General features: G+C 63.0%; 16 protein-coding genes and 1 pseudogene. 6 read left to right on the top strand and 11 right to left on the bottom strand.

Annotated features, from left to right (window positions below; all coding sequences use genetic code 11):
• Positions 1 to 30 precede the first annotated feature (30 nt).
• From ACR0DA_RS14635 to ACR0DA_RS14595, 9 genes are all read right to left on the bottom strand, one after another.
• Positions 31 to 1,287 carry an ABC transporter permease gene (locus tag ACR0DA_RS14635; protein WP_480754630.1) on the bottom strand — a complete coding sequence of 419 codons (1,257 nt, stop codon included), beginning with the start codon at positions 1,285 to 1,287 and terminating at the stop codon, positions 31 to 33.
• On the bottom strand, positions 1,284 to 2,204 hold the full coding sequence (locus ACR0DA_RS14630; RefSeq protein WP_170341829.1) for an ABC transporter permease: 921 nt from the start codon (positions 2,202 to 2,204) through the stop codon (positions 1,284 to 1,286). Before ACR0DA_RS14630 ends, ACR0DA_RS14635 begins: the two co-directional genes overlap by 4 nt.
• Before the next feature lie 12 nt (positions 2,205 to 2,216).
• Positions 2,217 to 3,329, bottom strand: a complete 1,113-nt coding sequence (locus ACR0DA_RS14625) for an ABC transporter ATP-binding protein (protein ID WP_170341232.1) — start codon at positions 3,327 to 3,329, stop codon at positions 2,217 to 2,219.
• 124 nt (positions 3,330 to 3,453) lie between these two features.
• The gene (locus ACR0DA_RS14620; protein ID WP_170341229.1) at positions 3,454 to 4,578 is read right to left on the bottom strand and encodes an extracellular solute-binding protein; all 1,125 of its coding nucleotides are present in this window, start codon (positions 4,576 to 4,578) and stop codon (positions 3,454 to 3,456) included.
• Positions 4,579 to 4,929: 351 nt separating this feature from the next.
• On the bottom strand, positions 4,930 to 6,012 hold the full coding sequence (locus ACR0DA_RS14615) for an ABC transporter ATP-binding protein (RefSeq protein ID WP_170341225.1): 1,083 nt from the start codon (positions 6,010 to 6,012) through the stop codon (positions 4,930 to 4,932).
• A 3-nt stretch (positions 6,013 to 6,015) separates the two neighbouring features.
• Positions 6,016 to 7,671, bottom strand: coding sequence for an alpha-glucosidase (locus tag ACR0DA_RS14610; protein ID WP_170541778.1), 1,656 nt, complete (start codon positions 7,669 to 7,671; stop codon positions 6,016 to 6,018).
• A gap of 9 nt (positions 7,672 to 7,680) precedes the next feature.
• Entirely contained in the window at positions 7,681 to 8,829 is a 1,149-nt protein-coding gene (locus ACR0DA_RS14605; protein ID WP_170367399.1) for a carbohydrate ABC transporter permease, read from the bottom strand.
• Between the two features lie 10 nt (positions 8,830 to 8,839).
• Positions 8,840 to 9,847 carry a carbohydrate ABC transporter permease gene (locus tag ACR0DA_RS14600; RefSeq protein ID WP_170367400.1) on the bottom strand — a complete coding sequence of 336 codons (1,008 nt, stop codon included), beginning with the start codon at positions 9,845 to 9,847 and terminating at the stop codon, positions 8,840 to 8,842.
• 63 nt (positions 9,848 to 9,910) lie between these two features.
• A complete protein-coding gene (locus ACR0DA_RS14595) occupies positions 9,911 to 11,179 on the bottom strand; it encodes an ABC transporter substrate-binding protein (protein WP_170372738.1) in 1,269 nt (422 codons plus the stop codon).
• Between the two features lie 231 nt (positions 11,180 to 11,410).
• On the opposite strand from ACR0DA_RS14595, the gene ACR0DA_RS14590 reads away from it, so the two are divergent.
• The 5 genes and pseudogenes from ACR0DA_RS14590 to ACR0DA_RS14570 all read left to right on the top strand — a co-directional run bounded on the left by ACR0DA_RS14590 (position 11,411) and on the right by ACR0DA_RS14570 (position 16,422).
• Entirely contained in the window at positions 11,411 to 12,442 is a 1,032-nt protein-coding gene (locus ACR0DA_RS14590; protein WP_170599760.1) for a LacI family DNA-binding transcriptional regulator, read from the top strand.
• A 2-nt stretch (positions 12,443 to 12,444) separates the two neighbouring features.
• Positions 12,445 to 13,743 (top strand): annotated as a pseudogene (locus ACR0DA_RS14585) (GH1 family beta-glucosidase); the annotation flags it as partial.
• The gene (locus tag ACR0DA_RS14580) at positions 13,729 to 14,772 is read left to right on the top strand and encodes a glucokinase (protein WP_367647338.1); all 1,044 of its coding nucleotides are present in this window, start codon (positions 13,729 to 13,731) and stop codon (positions 14,770 to 14,772) included. The pseudogene ACR0DA_RS14585 and the gene ACR0DA_RS14580, both read left to right, overlap by 15 nt.
• A gap of 39 nt (positions 14,773 to 14,811) precedes the next feature.
• On the top strand, positions 14,812 to 15,738 hold the full coding sequence (locus ACR0DA_RS14575) for a carbohydrate kinase family protein (RefSeq protein WP_480754627.1): 927 nt from the start codon (positions 14,812 to 14,814) through the stop codon (positions 15,736 to 15,738).
• 18 nt (positions 15,739 to 15,756) lie between these two features.
• Positions 15,757 to 16,422 (top strand): D-lyxose/D-mannose family sugar isomerase, encoded by a 666-nt coding sequence (locus tag ACR0DA_RS14570; RefSeq protein ID WP_170529815.1) that lies wholly within the window; start codon positions 15,757 to 15,759, stop codon positions 16,420 to 16,422.
• On the opposite strand, the gene ACR0DA_RS14565 is transcribed toward ACR0DA_RS14570, so the two are convergent.
• The gene (locus ACR0DA_RS14565; protein WP_480754625.1) at positions 16,416 to 17,345 is read right to left on the bottom strand and encodes a cation efflux transmembrane domain-containing protein; all 930 of its coding nucleotides are present in this window, start codon (positions 17,343 to 17,345) and stop codon (positions 16,416 to 16,418) included. The genes ACR0DA_RS14570 and ACR0DA_RS14565 overlap by 7 nt on opposite strands.
• A gap of 78 nt (positions 17,346 to 17,423) precedes the next feature.
• Entirely contained in the window at positions 17,424 to 19,049 is a 1,626-nt protein-coding gene (locus tag ACR0DA_RS14560; RefSeq protein WP_480754623.1) for a GMC family oxidoreductase, read from the bottom strand.
• A 161-nt stretch (positions 19,050 to 19,210) separates the two neighbouring features.
• Here ACR0DA_RS14560 and ACR0DA_RS14555 point away from each other — a divergent pair, with 161 nt between their 5' ends.
• Positions 19,211 to 20,761 carry a trimethylamine methyltransferase family protein gene (locus ACR0DA_RS14555; protein WP_480754622.1) on the top strand — a complete coding sequence of 517 codons (1,551 nt, stop codon included), beginning with the start codon at positions 19,211 to 19,213 and terminating at the stop codon, positions 20,759 to 20,761.
• The last annotated feature ends 24 nt before the right edge of the window (positions 20,762 to 20,785 follow it).

The raw sequence follows: 20,785 nt of genomic DNA, 5'->3' as shown, positions 1-20,785 counted from the left end.
CGGATGTGGTGCTCTGGTAGGCGCTTCTTCCTACTCGTCGGTCTTCAGACTGTTTGGATCGAAGACGTTGCCGAACCCACTGTTGCCCGAAGGCTGATCGTCAGGCTCGGCTGAGCTTTCGTCGTCCTGACCACCCAATGTGTTCGGAGCGAACACATTGCCAAAACCGCTGTTGTTCGACGGTTTGGGCGTGGATTGCTGCGCGTCGCCTTGCTCGGCCTCGCGCTCCTTGCGCTGCTCCTCGCGTTGCTTGCGCAATTCCTGAATGCGCTGCTCGGCTTCCAGACGCTTTTCTTCCTTGACGTCCGCGATGCACTGGGCCGGGTTGTAGGCCATGGCCGTCCCGACGACAGTGATCGTTGCCACGGCAAACATGACCAGCAGCACGGCCGCCATGTTCCCCGAGAAAAAGCTGGGCAGTTTGATCTTGCCTGCCAGCTCCTCGACCGTGGCTTCCTTGCGCGCGGCAGCGACCAGTTCCTGACGCTTCAACTTGGCTTCGTTCAACAGGGCGAAAAACACGGTCAGCGCCACGATGATAAAGGCCAGCGCCGAAATCGCAGGTGTAATGCCGTAGCGCACCTTTTGAGCCAGTTCGATTGTCAGTGTCGGATATTCTCCGAACGTGAAGGTGGTGGTGTTGTAGTTCTCGAACGAGGCAAGAAACGCCAGCACCGCCGCCGAAGCAATCGCCGGGCGCATGAACGGGAGCAGGATCTTGCGAAACGCCTGTGCATGCGTTGCGCCAAGGTCCAGTGCCGCCTCGGTCAGCGCCAGGTCATATCGCTGCAGCCGGGCCACCAGAACCAACATGCAATAGCTCGCGATGAAGGTGGATTGGCCAATCACGGTCAGGAGAATGCCGTTCGACAAAAAGCTGTCGGCGCCCAGCCCCAGCATCCGGTTGATCCGGTCCCAGAAGACCAGCGTCGAGATACCCAGAACAACGCCCGGGATCAGGATCGGTGCGATGATGATCGTATAGTAGGTGGCGCGCAGCTTGGGCCAGATCTGGGTCAGCATAAGCGCTCCGGCCAAGCCCATCGCCACCGACAGAACCACGGTTCCCGCGCCGATGATCAACGAGTTCTTGATGCCGTTCAGGATGCGTTGGTCCTGAAACAACTCGCCGAACCACTGGAAGGTCAGGCATTCCCACGGGCTCATGCGCGGGAAACCGGACGAGTTGAAGGCGGTGATCGACATGATCACCAAGGGACCCAGCAGGTAGGCGAAGAAGATCGCCAGATAGACCCAGATGCTGATACGGAGGAAGGACATGTTCATTTCCCGATATCCCCCATGTTCACCTTGAACAGGCGCATCATTGCCAGCACGAACAGGATACAGGTGACCAGCAGAACGATGGCGTAGGCCGCGCCTTGTGGCCAGTCGTTGTTGTCATTGAACTGCTGATAGATCAGTTGCGTGAACCACAGACTGGACGGCCCACCCAGGATTTGCGGTGCGGCCAGCGCACCGGCCGACAGCATGAACACCATCGTACAGCCGGAACTGATGCCAGGCTTGGCATAGGGAATGACCACCCTCCAGTGAATCCGCCACCACGGAGCGCCCAAGTCGCGCGCGGCTTCGATCTGGTTTCCATCCAGGCTTTCGATGACGTTGTACATCGGGAAGATCATCAGCAGGATGTACGCGTAGCCGAGGCCGGCATAGAGCGCGATGTCGTTGCGGATGAAATCGAACGGCGTGTCCCAGATTCCCAATCCGACGAACAGCGTGTTCAGAACGCCGGTTTCTCCGAAGATGATGCGCAGCGCAAAGGCACGCAGGATCTCGTTGATCCAATAGGGGATGATCAGCATGATCGCGAAGATACGGATGTGATTGCCCTTGGACTGACCCAGGTAATAGGCAATCGGATAGCAAATGATCAGGTTGAAGATCGTCACGCAGACCGCGGCGATCAACGTCCGGAAGAACACGCGCAGATCAACGGCGTTGTAGGACTGGCTACCGCCTTCCGGCCCGTAGATCAGATATTTGTAGTTCTCCAGCGTGTACACGTCCTTGGGGCCGCCGATTTCCGGGGGCGGCAGGTTCGGACGGAAGGAAAAGTCCAGCATCGACAGCTGCGGCAGGATGATCAGGCCGATCGTCCAGAACAGGACAAGTCCCAGAATCGCGAGCCCCATGCCGAAACCGTTGCGGTTGAAGAAGTCCCTGAGGAAGCCAGGCATCGTCGGGCCTCCTTATTCCGCAGCCAGTTCACCCGCCGGAACGACAACCGCGTTGCGGGTTTCGTATTCCAGCGTGATGTTCTGCCCGGTGTGATCTTTGAACGACTGCCCGTGGTTCGGGATCGAGACCTTGATCTCCTTGCCGCCCTCTCCTTCGGTGAAGATGTTGAAGACGTTGCCTTCAAATTCCTCGTGGGTTACCCGCGCCGTGACGAAGTGATCGCCGCTCGTCCCCTCGGGTGCAATCGAGAACGCCTCGGGTCGGATGAACATCATGGCGTCGTCACCTTCGGCCAACTTGCCCTGATTGGCGGTCGATATCCGCGCCACCAGATCGCCGGACCGGTTGGTCGAGATCAGGGCCTCTTCGCCCATCACTCTTTTGACCTTGCCGCGGAAGACGTTGTTTTCGCCCACGAACGAGGCGGCAAAAGCGGTTGTCGGGTCGTTGTAGATGGTCTTGCCATCGGCGATCTGGTCGATCACGCCAGCGCGCATCACGGCGATGTTGTCCGACATGGTCAGGGCCTCGCCCTGGTCATGGGTGATGTAGATGAAGGTGATGCCCACCCGCTGCTGAATTTCGCGAAGCTCAGTGCGCATGTGCTGGCGTAGCTTGAGGTCCAGCGCCGATAGCGGTTCGTCCAGCAGCAGCACGTCCGGTTCGGCGCAGAGGGCGCGCGCGATGGCGACACGCTGGCGCTGGCCGCCCGACAATTCGCTGGGCAGCTTGTCGCCCTGGCCCGGCAGCGCGATCATGTCCAGCAGCTCATCCGCGCGTTTGCGGCGCTCGGCGGCGCTGGCGCCCTTGATCTCCATCGAAAAGGTAATGTTCTCCCAGACCTTCATCAGCGGAAACAGCGCAAGGTTCTGGAATATCAACGCGGTCGGGCGCTTGTTCGGTCCGATGCCCTTCATGTTTTTTCCACCGATCAGCACATTGCCTTCGCTGGGCTCCAGGAACCCGGACACCGCGCGCAGAATCGTCGTCTTGCCGCAGCCCGAGGGCCCCAGGAACGAAAAGAAATCGCCCCCGTTGATGTTCACGTTCGCATCTCGCACAGCGACAAAATCGCCGAAGCGGATCCACAGGTTTTCCAGATCAACTCCGATCCCTGCACTCATTTTTGGTATCTCCCTGTGATGCAGCCTCAGGCCGCACCGCATCGTTGTCCGTCACGCGGGGCAAACGCGTGCGGGGTCCAAAGGCCCCCCGCGCGACAACGCGAGGGGCGCGATCTCAAGGCGATCAGGCGCTCTTGAACTTGTTGACGAACTCGGTCCGGGTCTCGGCGTACCAAGGTGCTTCGGCAGGCCAGGGGTTCAGGTTGGCCAGCGAGTCGCCCGGATAGGCCTCGGCAAAGTTCTTCTTGTAGGTGTCGCCCGAATACTGGTCGGCACCCAGAACCGGCGAGTTGTAGCCGTGGCTGTCGATCGCGACACCGGCCGGTTTGGCCTGATAGGCGAAGTCGATGAAGGCGTAGACCTGATCGATATTGGTTGCGCCGGTCGGCATCGACATACCGTCGACCCAAGCCATCGCACCCTCGACCGGAGCCTGGTAGTGCACCGGTTCGCCCGCGGATTTCAGTGCCAGCGGCGGACCATCCCAAGTCTGCCCGACGACAACTCCTTCGTTCAGGAGGCCGTTCTTCTGGGTGTCCGCGTCGTTCCAGATCAGTTTGATCCGGTCCTTGCGGGCGATGCACCAGTCGGTGATCTGACCCCAGACCTTGCGCATGGTGTCTTCGTCGCCATATGCGGCCCAGACCGAGCCGGGCTCCATCTCGCCGATGCGCTCCATGTACAGACCCGCGCCCAGCATCATCGAATGCGCGCGACCCATGGTCTTGCCGGCGTTTTCTTCCGACCAGACGTCACCATAGGACGGAGCGTCGCCTTCAGGCAGCCACAGGTCTGTGCGATAGGCAATGCCTTCGGTACCCCAGATATGCGGCAGCCAATGCGCGCCGCTGTCACCAAAGTTCCAGGCATCGGTGCCGATCTTGGCCATCGCCGGGTTGACCTTGTCGATCGGAACCCTGTTCATGTCGAACGGCTGCAGAAGCTCCAGCGGCTCCCACTGCAGCGACCGGTTGTTGGTCGGCGAAACGATGTCAAAGCCCTGGCCCTTGGTGGCCTTCATCTTGTTGATGATCTCTTCGTTCGAGCCGATACCGGTGTAGTTCACCTTGATCCCGGTCAGGGTTTCGAACTCTTCGATGAAGCTGGGCGGCAGGTAATCCGACCACATCAGGATGTTGACTTCGCCCGAAGATGCCAGGGCGCTTTTGCTGTACAGAGGTGCCGCCAGCGCTGCGGCGCCGGCCCCTTTCAACACCGTACGACGGCTGAAGTTTGACGATTTGGTCATTCGTGTTTCTCCCGTGTTTGGACTGAGTTTTGTTTTTTATCCGTGCGTCACGTTAGAGTTTTGCGGTCGCCCCGTCAGTCCAAAAAGTGACAGTTTGCGAAATTCTTAGGTCCAGTTCCCTTGGAAGACTAAGCCCGGAGCCCGCCCAAACAGGGCGCGACTCTGCTGGAATTCGCGCGAGGATCATATATCAAAAGGGCCGACGATACCTAGCGGCGCATCGGAACTGGCCTCATGTCACACAGGAAGATCACGCGAATTTTTTGCGCATCCGCCTAATCTATGCGCATCATTTCAGCCGCAAAAAACGATTTGCGACAAATTCAGACCAGAATCACGACGAGGTCCGAGCTATTTGCGCATTGACCGACCGTCATGGAACAGGTGGATCTTCTCCGGCGCGGCAGTCACCGAAACCGTCTGGCCACGCAAGCCACGATGGATGCCCGGCAGTTTGCCGATCACCGACTCGGCGCCGGGGGCTTTCGCGAAATAGAGCAACGTCACCTCGCCCAATGCTTCGGTAAAGTCCACGGTCCCGGTCAGGATGGGGTCACCTTCCGCGACCACCAGATCCTCGGGCCGGACGCCCACATTGACCTTCTTGCCGGCGTCGGCGTCCCGTGTCGGGATGGCCGACACCGCCGTGCCGCCGGAATCCAGCGCGACGGTCGTGGTGGCGCCGGTGCCGGTGATCGTGCCCGGCAGCAGGTTCATGGCGGGCGAGCCGATGAACTGGGCCACGAATTCGTTGTCGGGCGTCTCGTACAGCTCCAGCGGCGTGCCGACCTGCGCGATGCCCTTGTTGGCCAGAACCACGATCCGGCTGGCCAGGGTCATTGCCTCGACCTGGTCGTGAGTGACATAGATCATCGTGCTGTCAGGCATCGCCTCTTTCAGGCGCGCGATCTCGATCCGCGTGGCCACCCGCAGGGCGGCATCCAGGTTCGACAGTGGCTCGTCGAACAGATAGACCTTGGGGTCGCGCACGATGGCCCGGCCGATGGCGACCCGCTGACGCTGACCGCCCGACAGGGCCTTGGGCAGCCGGTCCAGAAACGGTTCAAGCTGCAGGATCTGCGCCGCGCGGTTCACCGCCGCGTCGATCTGATCGGCGGGCATCTTGGCGATTTTCAGAGCAAAGGCCATGTTCTCGCGCACGGTCATATGCGGATACAGCGCGTAGCTTTGGAACACCATGGCGATGCCGCGCTGTGCCGGGGGCACGTCGTTCATCACCTGCCCCTCGATCTCCAGCGTCCCGCCCGAAATGCGTTCCAGCCCCGCGATCATCCGCAGCAGGGTGGACTTGCCGCAGCCCGAGGGGCCGACGAACACGATCAATTCGCCGCGCTCGATCTCGAGGTTGATGTCCTTCAGGACATCGACATTGCCATAGGTCTTGGCGACATCGGTCAGCTTGAGCTCGGACATGGGTTACCCTTTCTCTCGGACCATCAGGCGGAATTGCGAGGGCGCCAGCGTAGCGCAGCCCTGCGCCTCAACTGCGCCCAGATCCTGACCGATGCAGCGCCAGTTGCCGTCTGGCAGGTCGATTTCCGCGGCGCCATCGCCCAGGTTGAAGGCGCAGAACACTTGCTGGCTGTCATCCTCACGCAGGAAGCTGAGGATCGGGCCGGTTTCGCGCATGTCGGCCTGGGTGCCAGACATCAGCGCCGGATATTCATGGCGCAAAGCGATGGCACGGCGATAGTGGTTCAGCACCGACTGCGGGTCGGCGTCCATCCGGTCCACGGCGCGCTCGGCCTGCGCGGTGCTGACGGGCAGCCAGGGCGCACCGGTGGTAAAGCCCGACTGTTCGTACTGCGCAGCCCAGACCATGGGCGTGCGGCAGCCGTCGCGGCCCTTGTATTCAGGCCAGAACTCGATGCCATAGGGGTCCTGCAGGTGCTCAAAGGGCACGTCGGCCTCGGGCAGGCCCAGCTCTTCGCCCTGATACAGGCAGGCCGAGCCGCGCAGGCACATCATCAGAACCGCGTGCTGCCGGATGCCGGCCTCGTCCAGATCCCAGCGCGAGGCGTGGCGCTGTACGTCGTGGTTGGAGAACGCCCAGCACGGCCAGGCGTCGCCGGCCTTGGACAGAAGCTGGTCGAACACGTGCTTGGTGTATTCGGCCGTCAGGCGGCGTTTTTCCAGAAATTCAAAGGCATAGCACATGTGCATGCGCTTGTCGCCACGGGTGTATTCGCCCATGATCTCGAGCCCGCGCTGTGCGTCGCCAACCTCGCCCAGACAGGCGCGGCCGTCATATTGATCGGTCAGAGCGCGCAGCCGTTCAAGGAAGGCGATGTTTTCCGGCTGGCTCTTGGAATACAGGTGGTCCTGATGGTTGTAGGGGTTGACCATCGGCGCGATGGTTGCGTTGCGCTGATCCAGCGGCAGCGCCGGGTTGTCGCGCAGTTGCGCGTCGTGGAAGTAGAAGTTGATCGTGTCCAGCCGGAACCCGTCAACGCCCATGTCCAGCCAGAACCGCGCCACGTCCAGCAGCGCGTCCTGCACGTCGGGGTTGTGGAAATTCAGGTCCGGCTGCGAGGTCAGGAAGTTGTGCAGGTAGTACTGCTGCCGGCGCGTATCCCACTGCCAGGCCGAGCCGCCGAAGATCGACAGCCAGTTGTTGGGAGGGGTCCCGTCAGGCTTGGGGTCGGCCCAGACGTACCAGTCGGCCTTGGGGTTCTCGCGATTGCTGCGGCTTTCGACGAACCACGGATGCTGGTCCGAGGTATGCGACAGAACCAGGTCGATCATCACCCGCAGACCCAGACCATGGGCGCGGTCCAGCAACGTCTGGAAATCCTCCATCGTGCCGAACATCGGATCGATGGCGCGATAGTCGCTGACATCGTACCCGAAATCCTTCATCGGCGACTTGAAGAAGGGCGAGATCCAGATCGCATCAACCCCCAGACCAGCGATGTAATCCAGCCGCTGGGTAATGCCCCGCAGGTCTCCGATGCCGTCGCCGTTGCTGTCCTGAAAGCTGCGCGGGTAGATCTGATAGATCACGCCGCCGCGCCACCAGTCGGACGCCGTCTTGGTTGAGTGCTTGAGGTCCACGTTGTTCTGCACGTTCATCACACGCCCTTATTTGACTGAACCGGCCAGCAATCCGCGGACCAGGTATTTCTGCATTGCAAAGAAGACGACCAGCGGCACCGCGATCGACACGAATGCGGCCGTGGCCAGGATTTCCCAGTTGCCGCCACGGGTGCCCAGAAGCTCGACGATACTGTTGGTCATCACGGTAGTCTCGCCGGATGCGTCGATCAGGAACACCTTGGCCACCAGCAGGTCGTTCCATGTCCACAGGAACTGGAAGATGGCGAACGAGGCCAGCGCCGGAAAGCTCAGCGGCAGGATCAGCTTGGTGAAGATTTGAAATTCGGTGGCGCCATCGACCCGCGCATTCTCGATCAGGTCGCGGGGCAGCCCGGCCATGTAGTTGCGCAGAAGATAGATCGCCAGCGGCATGCCAAAGCCGGTATGGGCCAGCCAGACGCCCAGATACCCTTTGCCGATGCCTATGTTCAGGTGGAATTTCAGCAGCGGGATCAGCGCCAACTGCAAGGGAACCACCAGCAGACCGACCACCGCGGCGATCAACAGCGCACGGCCCGGGAAATCCATCCAGGCCAGCGCATAGGCCGCGAAAGCCGCCACCAGGATCGGAATGATCGTGGCCGGAATCGTGACTGTCAACGTGTTGAAGAACGCCTTGGCCATGCTGTCAGTGCTGTCCTCGGCCAGCAGGACCTTGTGGTAGTTGTCCAGCGTGAACTCGGGCGGCAACTCGGCGGTCACGAAGACGCGCGACCCACGGCTGCCGGTGAATTCCTCGGTGTTCTCCATCCGGTAGTCGCCATTGGCCTGAACGGTGATCGCACCGCCCTTGCGCAGTTCGGCGGTCTGGCCCGGCTCAAACGCATCGATCTCGCGCGAGCTGATGCCCCATTTCGAGATGCGCGCCTTGGTTCCGGCGTCGAACAGGTTGCCCTCGATCACATACAGGCCGTTTTTCTGCATCTGGGTGTCGGGCGCGGCGCTGCGCAGCGTCAGGTTCTGCTCGGACGGGAAAATCGCCCGCCACCAGCCGCTGGTCGCGATCTGGTCCGCCGTGCGAAACGACGAGATGAACAGGCCCAGCGTGGGCACCACCCACAGCACCACCAGAAACAGAACCGAGGCATGTACGGCCCATCTGAGCGCCGGGCGGGTTCCTGCGATCTCACTCATGACGCACCCCCTATTCCATTTCCTTGCGCGCGTTGCGCACGTTCCAGACAAGGATCGGCGTCACCAGCAGCATGATGACCATGGCCGAGGCCGAACCCACGCCCCAGTCATTGGCGCGGAACAGCTTGTCGAACATGTAGTTGGCCAACACCTGTGTCTCCCACTGGCCGTTGGTCATGGCGAAAACGATGTCGAACACCTTCAGCACGACGATGGTGATCGTGGTCCACACCACCAGAATCGTCGTCTTGATCTGCGGCACCTTGATCTTGAAGAAGATCTGGAACGGGCTGGCGCCATCCAGAATGGCGGCCTCGACCGTTTCTTCGGGAATGCCGCGCAGGGCCGCCGACAGGATCACCATGGCAAAGCCCGTCTGAATCCAGACCAGCACGATCATCAGGAAGAAATTGTTCCAGAACGGGATCGTCAGCCAGGTCTGCGGGTCGGTTCCGCCAAAGAAGATGTACAGGGCATTCAGCATGCCGATCTGGTCCTGCTCGACCGGACGGGTGTCATAGACAAGCTTCCAGATCACCGATGCGCCCACGAACGAGATCGCCATCGGCATGAAGATCAGAGATTTGGCGACATTGCCCCATCGGATGCGGTCGGTCAGCTGGGCGACCAACAGGCCAAATGCTGTCGACAGCGCCGGGACCACGATCAGCCACAGCATGTTGTTACGCATCGCTTCCCAGAATTTGGGCTCTCCCATCATCTGGGAGTAGTTGTCCAGACCCACCCACTCGTATCCGCCGCCAGGCACCCGGTCGGTCAGGGACAGGCGCAGCGTTTCCACCACAGGATAGGCCAGGTACAGCCCCAGCGCGACCAGAGCGGGCAATAGAAACAACCATGGCCGGACCATGTTCGCCCGATTGATGTTGCGTCCGGCGTTCGGGCCGCGCGGCGGGAACAGAATCTTGTCCAGAAACTGGTTGGACAAGTAGAAGTAACCAACGCAGCCGGATACGCCGATGGCGATCGTCAGCAGACCTTGCAATGCGGGATGCATGTCACCCTCCCTGGCGACAATGGGTCGGGCAACCCGAAGGCCGGGTTGCCCGGTTTCACGGCTTTACTGGATCGCGTCCCAAGACGCCTGGATCTCGTCCGCCACGTCTTGCGCGGGTTTGCCACCGGCATAGTCGACCATTCCCGTCCAGAACGTGCCTGCCCCAACCGCACCCGGCATCAGGTCGGACCCGTCAAAGCGGAAAGTGGTCGCCCCCAGAAGAATGTCGTTCATCTTCTTCAGTGTCGGATCCGAGAAGGCCGAGGTATCGACACCCTTGTGCGGGGTCAAAAAGCCGCTGAGCGCCATCCAGGTCTCGTGCGCCTCGGGCGTCTGCAGATAGGCGATCAGGTCATGCGCTGCGGGGCTGTCATTGGTGATCGCCCACAGGGTGCCCGCGCCCAGAACCGGGCTGCCCAGATCCTTGCTTTCATAGGCCGGGAAGTAGAAGAAATCGGCATCTTCACCCACGACCGTGCCTTCGGGGAAGAAAGCCGGGATGAACGAGGCCTGACGGTGCATGTAGCACTGCGGCGGCGAGCTGAACATGCCTTTGGGGCTGTCACGGAAATCCGTGGTTGCAACCGCACCGGCCCCGCCGGCGACATAGTCGTCATTGCGGGCGAATGCGCCGAATTCCTCGATCGCGGCCACGACCTTGGGGTCGTTGAACTTCAGCTCGTTGGCAACCCACGCGTCATAATCCTCGGGGGACTGGGTGCGCAGCATCATGTCCTCGACCCAGTCGGTCGCAGGCCAACCGGTCGCGCCACCCGACCCCAGGCCGATGCACCAGGGGGTGCCGCCATCGGCGACGATCTGGTCGGTCAGGGCTTTGAGTTCTTCCATCGTGGTCGGAACTTCATAGCCAGCGTCCTCAAAGTTCTCGGGCACGTACCAGACCAACGATTTCACATCGACCTTGTAGAAGAAGCCGTAGAGATGATCTTGGCCGTCCGGTCCGGCATAGGCGCCCAGGTCGACCCAGGACTGGCCCGCGGCATAGTTGTCCCGGATCCAGTCGGCGGTCCCGTCAGCAAGCGGTGTCAGAAACCCGGCTTTCGCCATGTCGGCCGCCAGACCCGGCTGGGGGAACACGGCGATGTTCGGGGCCGACCCGGCCTCGGCGTCGATGCGGATCTGCTGCTCGAAGCTGTCCGACCCGACATAGGCATATTCATGACCGGTGGCAGCGGCAAATCCGTCCAGAACCTTTTCGACATTTTCCTGGTCCGGACCAAGCCATGGGCCGAACACGGTGACCTTTTCGGCCTGGGCCGCGCCCGCCATCAGGGCAAACGTGGCCGCACCTGCCAAAAGCGAGTGTTTCATTGATTTTCCTCCCAACTGTATCCGCGCGTGTGAGACTCAGTTTTCAAAGCGCTTTGAATGCGGCCGTTATCCGCTAACATGTTGGCCCTGTCAATGGCTAGATTTTGACATGGGCCGTCCGTGTCCATGTTTTCTTGACATATAGCAAAGAATGGCAAAACAACTTGACGCAAGCCGCAAATCCCCACACAACAGGGCGCACACAAGCATTGAAAGCCTTTTGAAACCGCTATGAACCTCAAACAGCTCTCTCAGATCCTGGGTCTGTCGCAGACAACGGTCAGCCGCGCGCTGAACGGTTACCCAGAGGTGAACGAAGAGACTCGCATGCGGGTTCAGGCGGCGGCGGCCAAACATGGCTATCGGCCGAACGCCCGCGCCAAGGGGCTGGCGACGGGTCGCTCGATGGTGATCGGCCACGTGATCCCCAGCTCGTCGCGCCACGAGATGGTAAACCCGATCTTCGGCGATTTCGTCGCCGGCGCGGTCAAGAAATATGCCGAGCACGGCTACGACATGATGTTCACCAATGCCGACGACACCTCGATCGAAGACGCCTATCGCAGCCTGTTCCAACGCGGTGCGGTCGACGGCGTGGTGCTGCAGGGCCCCAAGGTGAACGAGCCGCGGATCGAGGTTCTGACTCGGATGCAGGTGCCGTTCATCGTGCATGGCCGGTCGACCGGCGTCAGTGTGCCCTATGACTGGATCGACGTGAACAACAAAAGCTCGTTCCTGCGTGCGACCCGCTTTCTGATCGACCTGGGCCACCGGCGGATCGCGCTGATCAACGGTCTGGAAGACATGGATTTTGCCCAAAGGCGCCGCGACGGGTATCTTGAGGCGCTGAAACAAGCCGGTCTGTCGCCCGACCCGGCCCTGATGCGCAGCGCCGAGATGACCGAAGTCTATGGCCATCACGAAACCCGTGACATGTTGCGGCTGGGCGATCCGCCGACCGCGATCCTGACCTCGTCGATGATCTCGGCGATCGGGGTGCGGCGCGCGCTGGACGAGGCCGGGCTGAAAATGGGCCGCGACGTGTCGGTGATCGCACATGACGACGACCTGTCCTATCTGAAGAACGGGCAGGACGTTCCGATCTTTACCGCCACCCGGTCTTCGGTGCGCCACGCCGGCGAACTGGCCGCCGAGATGCTGATCGAGCGCATCCGCGCGCCCCACGACCCGGCCAAGACTAGATTGCTCGAAGCCGAACTGGTAGTCGGCGGCTCGACTGGTCCCGCCCCCAACAGGTTCTGAACATGAAATACACCCGCGCTGATTTCCCCAAAGACTTTCTCTTTGGTGTCGCAACCTCTGCCTATCAGATCGAAGGCCACGCACAGGGCGGCGCCGGCCCGACCCATTGGGACAGTTTCGCAGCCACGCCCGGCAACGTGGTGCGCGCCGAAAACGGCGATCTCGCCTGCGACCACCTGCACCGGTACGAACAGGATTTCGACCTGATCCGCGAGGCCGGGTTCGACTGCTATCGTTTTTCCACCAGCTGGGCGCGCGTGCTGCCCGAAGGGCGCGGGCCGGTGAATCAGGCCGGGCTGGACTATTATGACCGGTTGGCCGACGCCCTGCTGGAACGCGGCATCCGCCCCTGCGCCACCCTGTATCATTGGGAACTGCCCTCGCCGCTGGCTGATCTGGGCGGTTGGCGCAACCGCGACATCGCCCACTGGTTCGCCGATTTCACCGAGATCATCATGGGCCGCATCGGCGACCGCATGTACAGCGTCGCCCCGATCAACGAGCCTTGGTGCGTCAGCTGGCTGAGCCATTTCGAAGGCCACCACGCCCCCGGCCTGCGCGACATCCGCGCCACGGCCCGCGCCATGCATCACGTCCTTCTGGCCCACGGCCGAGCGATTCAGGCGATGCGGGGCCTTGGCATGTCGAACCTGGGCGCGGTGTTCAACCTTGAATGGGCCGAACCTGGCGATGACACCCCCGGGGCCCGCGAAGCCGCCGATCTGTACGACGGCATCTACAACCGGTTCTTCCTGGGCGGCGTTTTCAACAAGGCCTACCCCGAGAATGTCCTGCAGGGGCTGCAGGCCCACCTGCCCGACGGGTGGCAGGATGATTTCGACACGATCGCCACGCCGGTCGACTGGTGCGGGCTGAACTACTATACCCGCAAGCTGATCGCGCCCGCCGACACGCCCTGGCCCAGCCTCCAAGAGATCCCCGGCCCCCTGCCCAAGACGCAGATGGGATGGGAGATCGAGCCAAGCGCGCTGACCCGGTTTCTGACCCGTACGGCCCGGGACTATACGGGCGATCTGCCGATCTATGTCACCGAAAACGGCATGGCCAGCCCAGAGCGGCAGCAGGATGACGACCGCATCGACTATCTGAATCAGCATCTGGCTGCGGTGCAGGACGCGCTGGATCAGGGCGTTCCGGTCAAGGGCTATTTCATCTGGTCGCTGCTGGACAATTACGAATGGGCGCTGGGATACGAAAAGCGGTTCGGCCTGGTCGATGTCGATTTCGACACGCTGGAACGCCGCCCCAAGGCCTCGTTCCGCGCGATGCAGGCCGCTTTGGCCCAGGGCGATCCGGTCTCGGTTCCGATGGCGCAGCCCAGGGGCGCAATGCACGACCACTGGAATCTGGTGGCCGATATCGGCGGCACCAACACGCGGCTGGGGGTCGTCACCAAAGGCACCCTCACCGATCTGCGCAAATCACCCACCGGCACCCTGCCCGAGTTTCTGGCCGCCCTGCACGACCTGTGCGCCGAGATCGGAACGCCGCCGCGCGCCGTGGTCGCCGCGGGCGCGGGCCCGGTGCGCAATGGCACGATCCGTCTGACCAATGCCAATCTGGACCTGTCCGAGGCCGACATCGCCACGGCCACCGGCGCGGACCATACCTTTGTCATCAACGACTTCACCGCCGCCGCATGGTCGGTGGCCGAGATCACCGGCGATGACGTGCAGGCCCTGCAGGGCGACCCGACCCCGCCCAAGGGCACCCGACTGGTGGTCGGCCCCGGCACCGGGCTGGGCGTCGGCGCGCTTTTGTATTCCGAAGGCCACTATCACACCGTCTCGGGCGAGGGCGGCCATGTCGGCCTGTCGCCCCGCACCCGCGACGAGGTGGACGTGTTCGAAGCCGCCCGCCGGATCGCGTCCGAGTGTTTCTTTGGCGACAGCCTGACGCTCGAGGCAGAGATGTTCCTCAGCGGCACGGGCCTGCCGATCCTGTACCGCGCCGTGGGCATGGCCGCGGGCCAGCCCGACACGCCCGCCCTGCCCGCCAGGGACATCCTGCAGGCCGCGCGCGACGGGTCCGATCCGCTCGCCATGCGCGCCGCGCAGATCTTCACCACCCATCTGGGTGCCGTGATGGGCGACATGGCCGTCACCGTGATGCCCACCGGCGGCGTCTTCCTTGTGGGCGGCGTGGCCGAGAAGAACCGCTGGCTGTTCGGCGACGACTTCCTGGCGGCCTTCAACGCCGGCGGCCGGTTCGACGCGCTGCGGCAAGGCTTTGGCGTTTATGTGTCGGAACAGGCTGAATTTGGCATTGTTGGCGCTAACAACTTCTGCAAAAATGCGCTCGCGCGGTAAACTCACCGCCAGATCTTTGCAGAAGGAAGGAGCCGGGACATGATCCTGTGCTGTGGCGAGGCCCTGATCGACATGATCGCGGAACCGACGGTTTCGGGCGCGCAAGGTTTCGTGCCGCATTCGGGTGGCGCGGTGTTCAACACCGCCATCGCCTTGGGCCGGCTGGGTGCGCCTGCCGGAATGCTGACCGGGTTGTCGCGCGACATGTTCGGCCAGCAACTGGCGCAGGCCCTGAAAGACAGTCATGTGGATGGCTCGCAGGTTGTTCTTTCGGACCGTCCGACCACGTTGGCCTTCGTACAACTGCAGGACGGGCACGCCACCTATTCCTTCGTCGATGAAAACTCGGCCGGGCGGATGCTGCGCCCCGAGGACATGCCGGACCAGCTGACCGCGACCTCGGCGCTGTATTTCGGCGGCATCAGCCTGGCCTGCGAGCCCTGCGCCGATGCCTATGCCGCCCTGCTGGACCGTCACGGGGCCGAGCGCGCGGTGATGATCGACCCCAACATCCGCCCCGGCTTCATCCAGGACCAGACCCGCTATCGCACCCGGCTGAACCGGATGATCGCGCAGGCCGACATCGTCAAGGTCTCGGACGAAGATCTGGACTGGATCGTCCCCGGCCCTGAAACGCTGGAAGAAAAGGTGCCGCTGCTGCTGCGGGCCGGCCCCGCCGTGGTGATCGTCACGCGCGGCAGCCAGGGCGCGACCGGGTATTTGGCCGATGGCCGCACGGTTTCAGTGCCGGTCACGCCGGTTCAGGTGGTCGACACGGTGGGCGCGGGCGACACGTTCAACGCCGGGGTTCTGGCGCAACTGCACCGCGCCGGGCTGCTGACCAAACAGGCGCTCCGTGCGATCTCGCCCGACGACCTGCGCGCCGCGCTGGAACTGGGCGGCAAGGTCGCCGCCGTCACCGTATCCCGCGCCGGGGCCAACCCGCCCTGGGCGCACGAGCTGTAAGTCATTGGAAGCACCGATATGAAACGATCCGAGATCAACCGCATCAAAGCCGAGGCGCAAGCCTTCATCAATTCGTTCGGCTTTGCCCTGCCGCCTTTTGCCGACTGGACGCCTGAGCAGATGCGCAGCCCGCAGGCCGCCGGCATCCGCGCCCGCGGCCTTGGCTGGGACATCACCGATTATGGCCAGGGCAGGTTCGACGAACTGGGCCTGTTCCTGTTCACCCTGCGCAATGGCGACGAAAAGGACCTGAGCGCGGGCCGAGGCATGCTCTATGCCGAGAAGCTTTTGATTTCACGCGACAAACAGCTGTCGCCGATGCATCGCCACATCGTCAAGGCCGAAGACATCATCAACCGCGGCGGCGGCGATCTGGTGATGGAGATCTACGCCTCGGCACCCGATGGCAGCATCGACCGCGACACCACCGTCACCGTACCCAGCGACGCCTGCCCAGTGACAATCCAGCCCGGCGAGCATCTGCGCCTGAAACCGGGCGAAAGCGTCACGCTGATGCCCGGTATCTGGCACGCCTTCTGGGCGGAAAAAGGCGATTGTCTGATCGGCGAAGTCTCGACCGTCAATGACGACCGCACCGACAACGTGTTCGAGCAGCCGATCCCGCGCTTTGCCACGATCGAGGAAGACACCGCGCCCGAATTCCTGCTGGTCGCCGACTACTGAGCGCGCGGGGCCGGACCGAAGGGCGGATCCGAGGCCAGCGTCAACGCGACCCGGCCCGGGCTTGCGGCCTGGGCCAGCCGGTCACGGACGGCCTCGAAGGCTTCGATCGTCACGGGTTCGGCGGGTTTCAGATAGACAAGGTGGAACAGCGCCCGCCCGCTGCGCACCGTCGCCACGTCCAGCACCTGAAACGGGCTGTCTGCACAGATCCGGCGGGCCTGCTCAATGATCTCAGCCCGGGCATCGGCCGGCAGCGCCACACCTACGATATCGCGCAGCGCGCCCAGAAACACCTTGATCGGCTGCGGCAACAGCGCCAGGCACAGCAACAACACCACCAGCGCATCCGACACCGGAACCAGACCGGCAAGCGGCCCGCCCTCAAGCAGGTTGATCGCAAAAAACGCCGCCCCGGCCCCAAGGCTCAGCACGCCGTCGACCATCGCGGCCCGGGACTCGACCCGCAGCAGATCGCTGGTCTTGCCGGTGCGGCGCCAGTTCCAGCGATGATAGGCGAACAGCGTCAGGCAGATCGCCGCCATCGACCCGGCATAGATCAGGATCCATTCCAGAACCACCGGCGCGGCTTCGCCCGTCTTGGCATAGGCCAGCAGACGGTTCACCGCCGAACCTGCCGCCATCACGATGATCCCGAACAGCAGCAGGCTGCGGAACATCACGAAGACGGATTCGTTGATCTCGTATCCGAAGGGGCGGTTTTGGTCCGGGGCGCGGCGGATCGAGGCAGCGACCCATCCCGCCACCACAGCCGTTGCGAAATTGAGCCCCGAGAACAGCCCGTCCAGCAACAGCGCATCGGAGTTTGCCAGCAACCCGGCCACAACCCCGGCACCCGCCATGAACAGGCTGGCCCATTTTGCCGCGTTCAGCGACCGGCGTTCAAAGATCAATGGGTCCTGCATCGGTTCAGCTTTTCCGGTTGATGAGGCTGGCGGTCATTTATGTTCGGCAGGCCAAGCCGCAAGCCCCGTGTGCCGTGCTCATGCCCGTCCGCGTATCATGTCGGCAGCCATCTCCGCGATCATGATCACGGGCGAGGCGGTATTGCCCGACACGATCTTCGGCATGACCGAGGCATCGACCACCCGCAGCCCCTCCAGCCCCCGAACGCGCAACCGTGGATCGACCACCGCGGCGGCGTCACTGCCCATGCGGCAGGTGCCGACCGGGTGAAAGATCGTGGTGGCGATGTCGCCCACCGCATCCAGCAGGCCCTGTTGGTCGTTGATCTCAGGGCCCGGCAGAACCTCTTGCGGGTGGTAGGGTGCCAGCGCCCGCGCAGCCATCACCTGTCGGGCCTGCTGCACGGATGTGACCGCCACCTGCCGGTCACGCTCGGCCGAGAGGTAGTTCAACCTGATCTCGGGCTGGGCCTTCGGATCGGGCGTGGTGATATGGCAGTGCCCCCGGCTTTCGGGCCGCAGATTGCAAACCGAGACGGTGATCGCGGGGAACGGATGCAGCGGATCGCCCAGCCGGTCGGTCGACAGCGGCTGCACGTGATATTCCAGATCCGGCGTGGCCAGCATCGGGTCGGATTTGGTGAACATGCCAAACTGGCTGGGCGCCATCGCCATCGGACCCGACCGGGTCAGGGCGTATTGCGCCGCGATGCGCGCCTTGCCCCACAGGCTGTTGGCCATGGTGTTCAGAGTTTTCGCGTTCTGCACCTTGAACACGGTTCGGATCTGCAGGTGGTCCTGCAGGTTTGCCCCCACGCCCGCGTTTTCATGCTGAACCGCGATCCCCTGCGCCGCCAGCACCTGAGGGTCGCCGATCCCCGACAGTTCCAGCAGCTTGGGCGAGTTGATCGACCCCGCCGCCAGCAGAACCTCGGCCCCGGCCAAGGCCCGGTATTCGGTGCCGCCACGGGCAAAGCGCACGCCACGCACGGTCTTGCCTTCGAGGATCAGGCCCAGCGTCTCGGCCTCGGTCAGGACCCGCAGGTTGGGCCGTTTCCTCGCCGGGCGCAGAAATCCCTTGGCCGTGTTCCAACGCACGCCGTTCTTCTGGTTGACCTCGAAAAACCCCGAGCCTTCGTTGTTGCCGTCATTGAAATCGGCGCGCGGCTGGATGCCGATCTCGCGCGCGCCGTCCTGCACGGCCTTCAGGATCTCCCAGCTCAGCCGCTGTTTCTGAACCTTCCACTCGCCGCCGGCCCGGTGCATTTCGCTGCCGCCGGCGTGATGATCTTCGGATTTCAGGAAATAGGGCAGCACGTCGTCCCAGCCCCAGCCCGTGTTGCCCAGCTGCCGCCAATGGTCATAGTCGGCCGCCTGCCCGCGCATGTAGATCATCCCGTTGACCGAGCTGCACCCGCCCAGCACCTTGCCGCGCGGATAGACCAGCGACCGCCCGTTCAGCCCCGGCTCGGGCGCGGTTTTCATCATCCAGTCGGTGCGCGGATTGCCGATGCAGTACAGATACCCCACCGGGATGTGGACCCAGTGGTAGTTGTCCGACTTGCCCGCCTCGAGCAGCAGAACCCGTGTCTTGGGGTCCTCGGTCAGCCGGTTGGCCAGCACGCAGCCCGCGGTACCCGCGCCTATGATGATATAATCGTACTCGCCCTCAAGCCGGGCGGTTTCAGATGTGGCGGAATTCATTCTCGGTCTGCTCTGTGCATTGTTCCTGATCCTGCGGAGCGCAGCTTAGCAGCTGTTGCGGGCAATGCACGGGCTCGATGTCGCATTCCGCAACAGTATTTCGCAATCCTGCAGGTCGCGCCCCCAGTTGCTGGTCAGACTGGTGTCAAAGGAGGCCCAGAATGACCCAGACCGCCACCCGCGTCCGCTCCGGAGGCCGCGCCGCCCGCCGCGCCCTGCGCACCGCGCCCAGCTTTGACATGTTGCCGGTCCTGACCCGCAACATCCCGCTGTGCGAAGTGATGGACGGGTCACAGGTCGAGCGGATCGACGCAGCCTCGATGGACATCCTCGAAAACGTTGGCGTGCAGTTCCGCGACCCGATTGCGCTGGCCGACTGGAAGGCGGCCGGTGCCAAGGTTGACGGCGAGCGGGTGTATCTTGATCGCGGGCTGGTCCGCGACTTGATCGCGACGATCCCCTCGGACTTCATCTATCACGCCCGTGACCCGCGCAAGAATGTGCGCCTGGGCGGTCCGCACGCGATCTTCGTGCCGATGACCGGCGCGCCGTTTCTGCGCGATCTGGAGGACGTGCGCCGCAATCCGACACTGGACGACCTGGCGATGTTCCACAAGCTCAGCCACATGCTGCCGGCGCTGCATTCCTCGGCTCACCACATCGTGGAACCCTATGATCACCCGATCAGCCAGCGCCACCTGCGCATCACCTATTCGTCGATGAAGTATTCCGACAAGACCTTCATGGGCATGACCACCTCGCCCAAAAACGCCGAAGACGTGATGGAGATGTGCGCGATCCTGTTCGGCGAGAAGTTCATGGAGGATCACCCGGTCACCACCGGCAACTGCAACGGCAACTCGCCGCTGGTCTGGGACGAGACCATGCTGGGGGCGATGCGCGCCTTCTGCCGCCGCAACCAGCCGGTGCTGTGCTCGCCCTTCGTGCTGGGCGGGGCCAACACGCCGGCCAGCGTGCCGGCGACGGTCGCGCAGCTGAACGCCGAGGCGCTGAGCGCGCTGGCCTATACGCAGGTGATCCGGCGCGGCTGTCCCGCGATCTACGGGCACTACCTGTCGACCGTCAGCATGAAATCCGGCGCGCCGATGGCGGGCACGCCCGAGATCAGCCTGATGAACTTCATGATCGGCCAGATGGCCCGGCACTACGGCGTGCCCTGGCGCAGCTCGAACACGCTGGGCGGGGCCAAGACGTTCGACGCGCAGGCGGGATATGAATCCGCCACCACGCTGTCGGCGGTGATCCATGCCGGGGCCAACTATATCTGGCATTCGGCGGGCTGGAACGAGGCCGGGATGCATTGTTCGACCGCCAAGTTCGTTGTCGATGCCGAGCAATGCGCCATGGCCTACCGCATGGCCGAGGGCCCGAAGTGGCACGATTTCGACGAGGCCGTTGCGGCCGTATCCGATATCGGCCCCGGCGGGCATTACCTGGGCCATCCGCACACGCAGGACAATTTCCAGGAGGCGTTCTTCATGCCCGAACTGTTCGACAACAACTCGATCGAACAATGGGTGGCCGAGGGCGAGGTCGAGATCACCGAGCGCGCCCTGAACCACGCCCGCAAGCTGCTGGCCGAGTATCAAGAGCCCCGCCTGGACCCGGCCACCGACGAGGCATTGCGCGACTACATCGCCCGGCGCGAGCGGGAGATCCCCGCCGCCGACGAGTTGAACCAGCACTGTTAGGCAACACTCCACTTGCCCGCCTGC

The organism is Ruegeria sp. CI8 (assembly GCF_056536865.1).
This window is presented reverse-complemented; position numbering and strand designations above follow the sequence as displayed.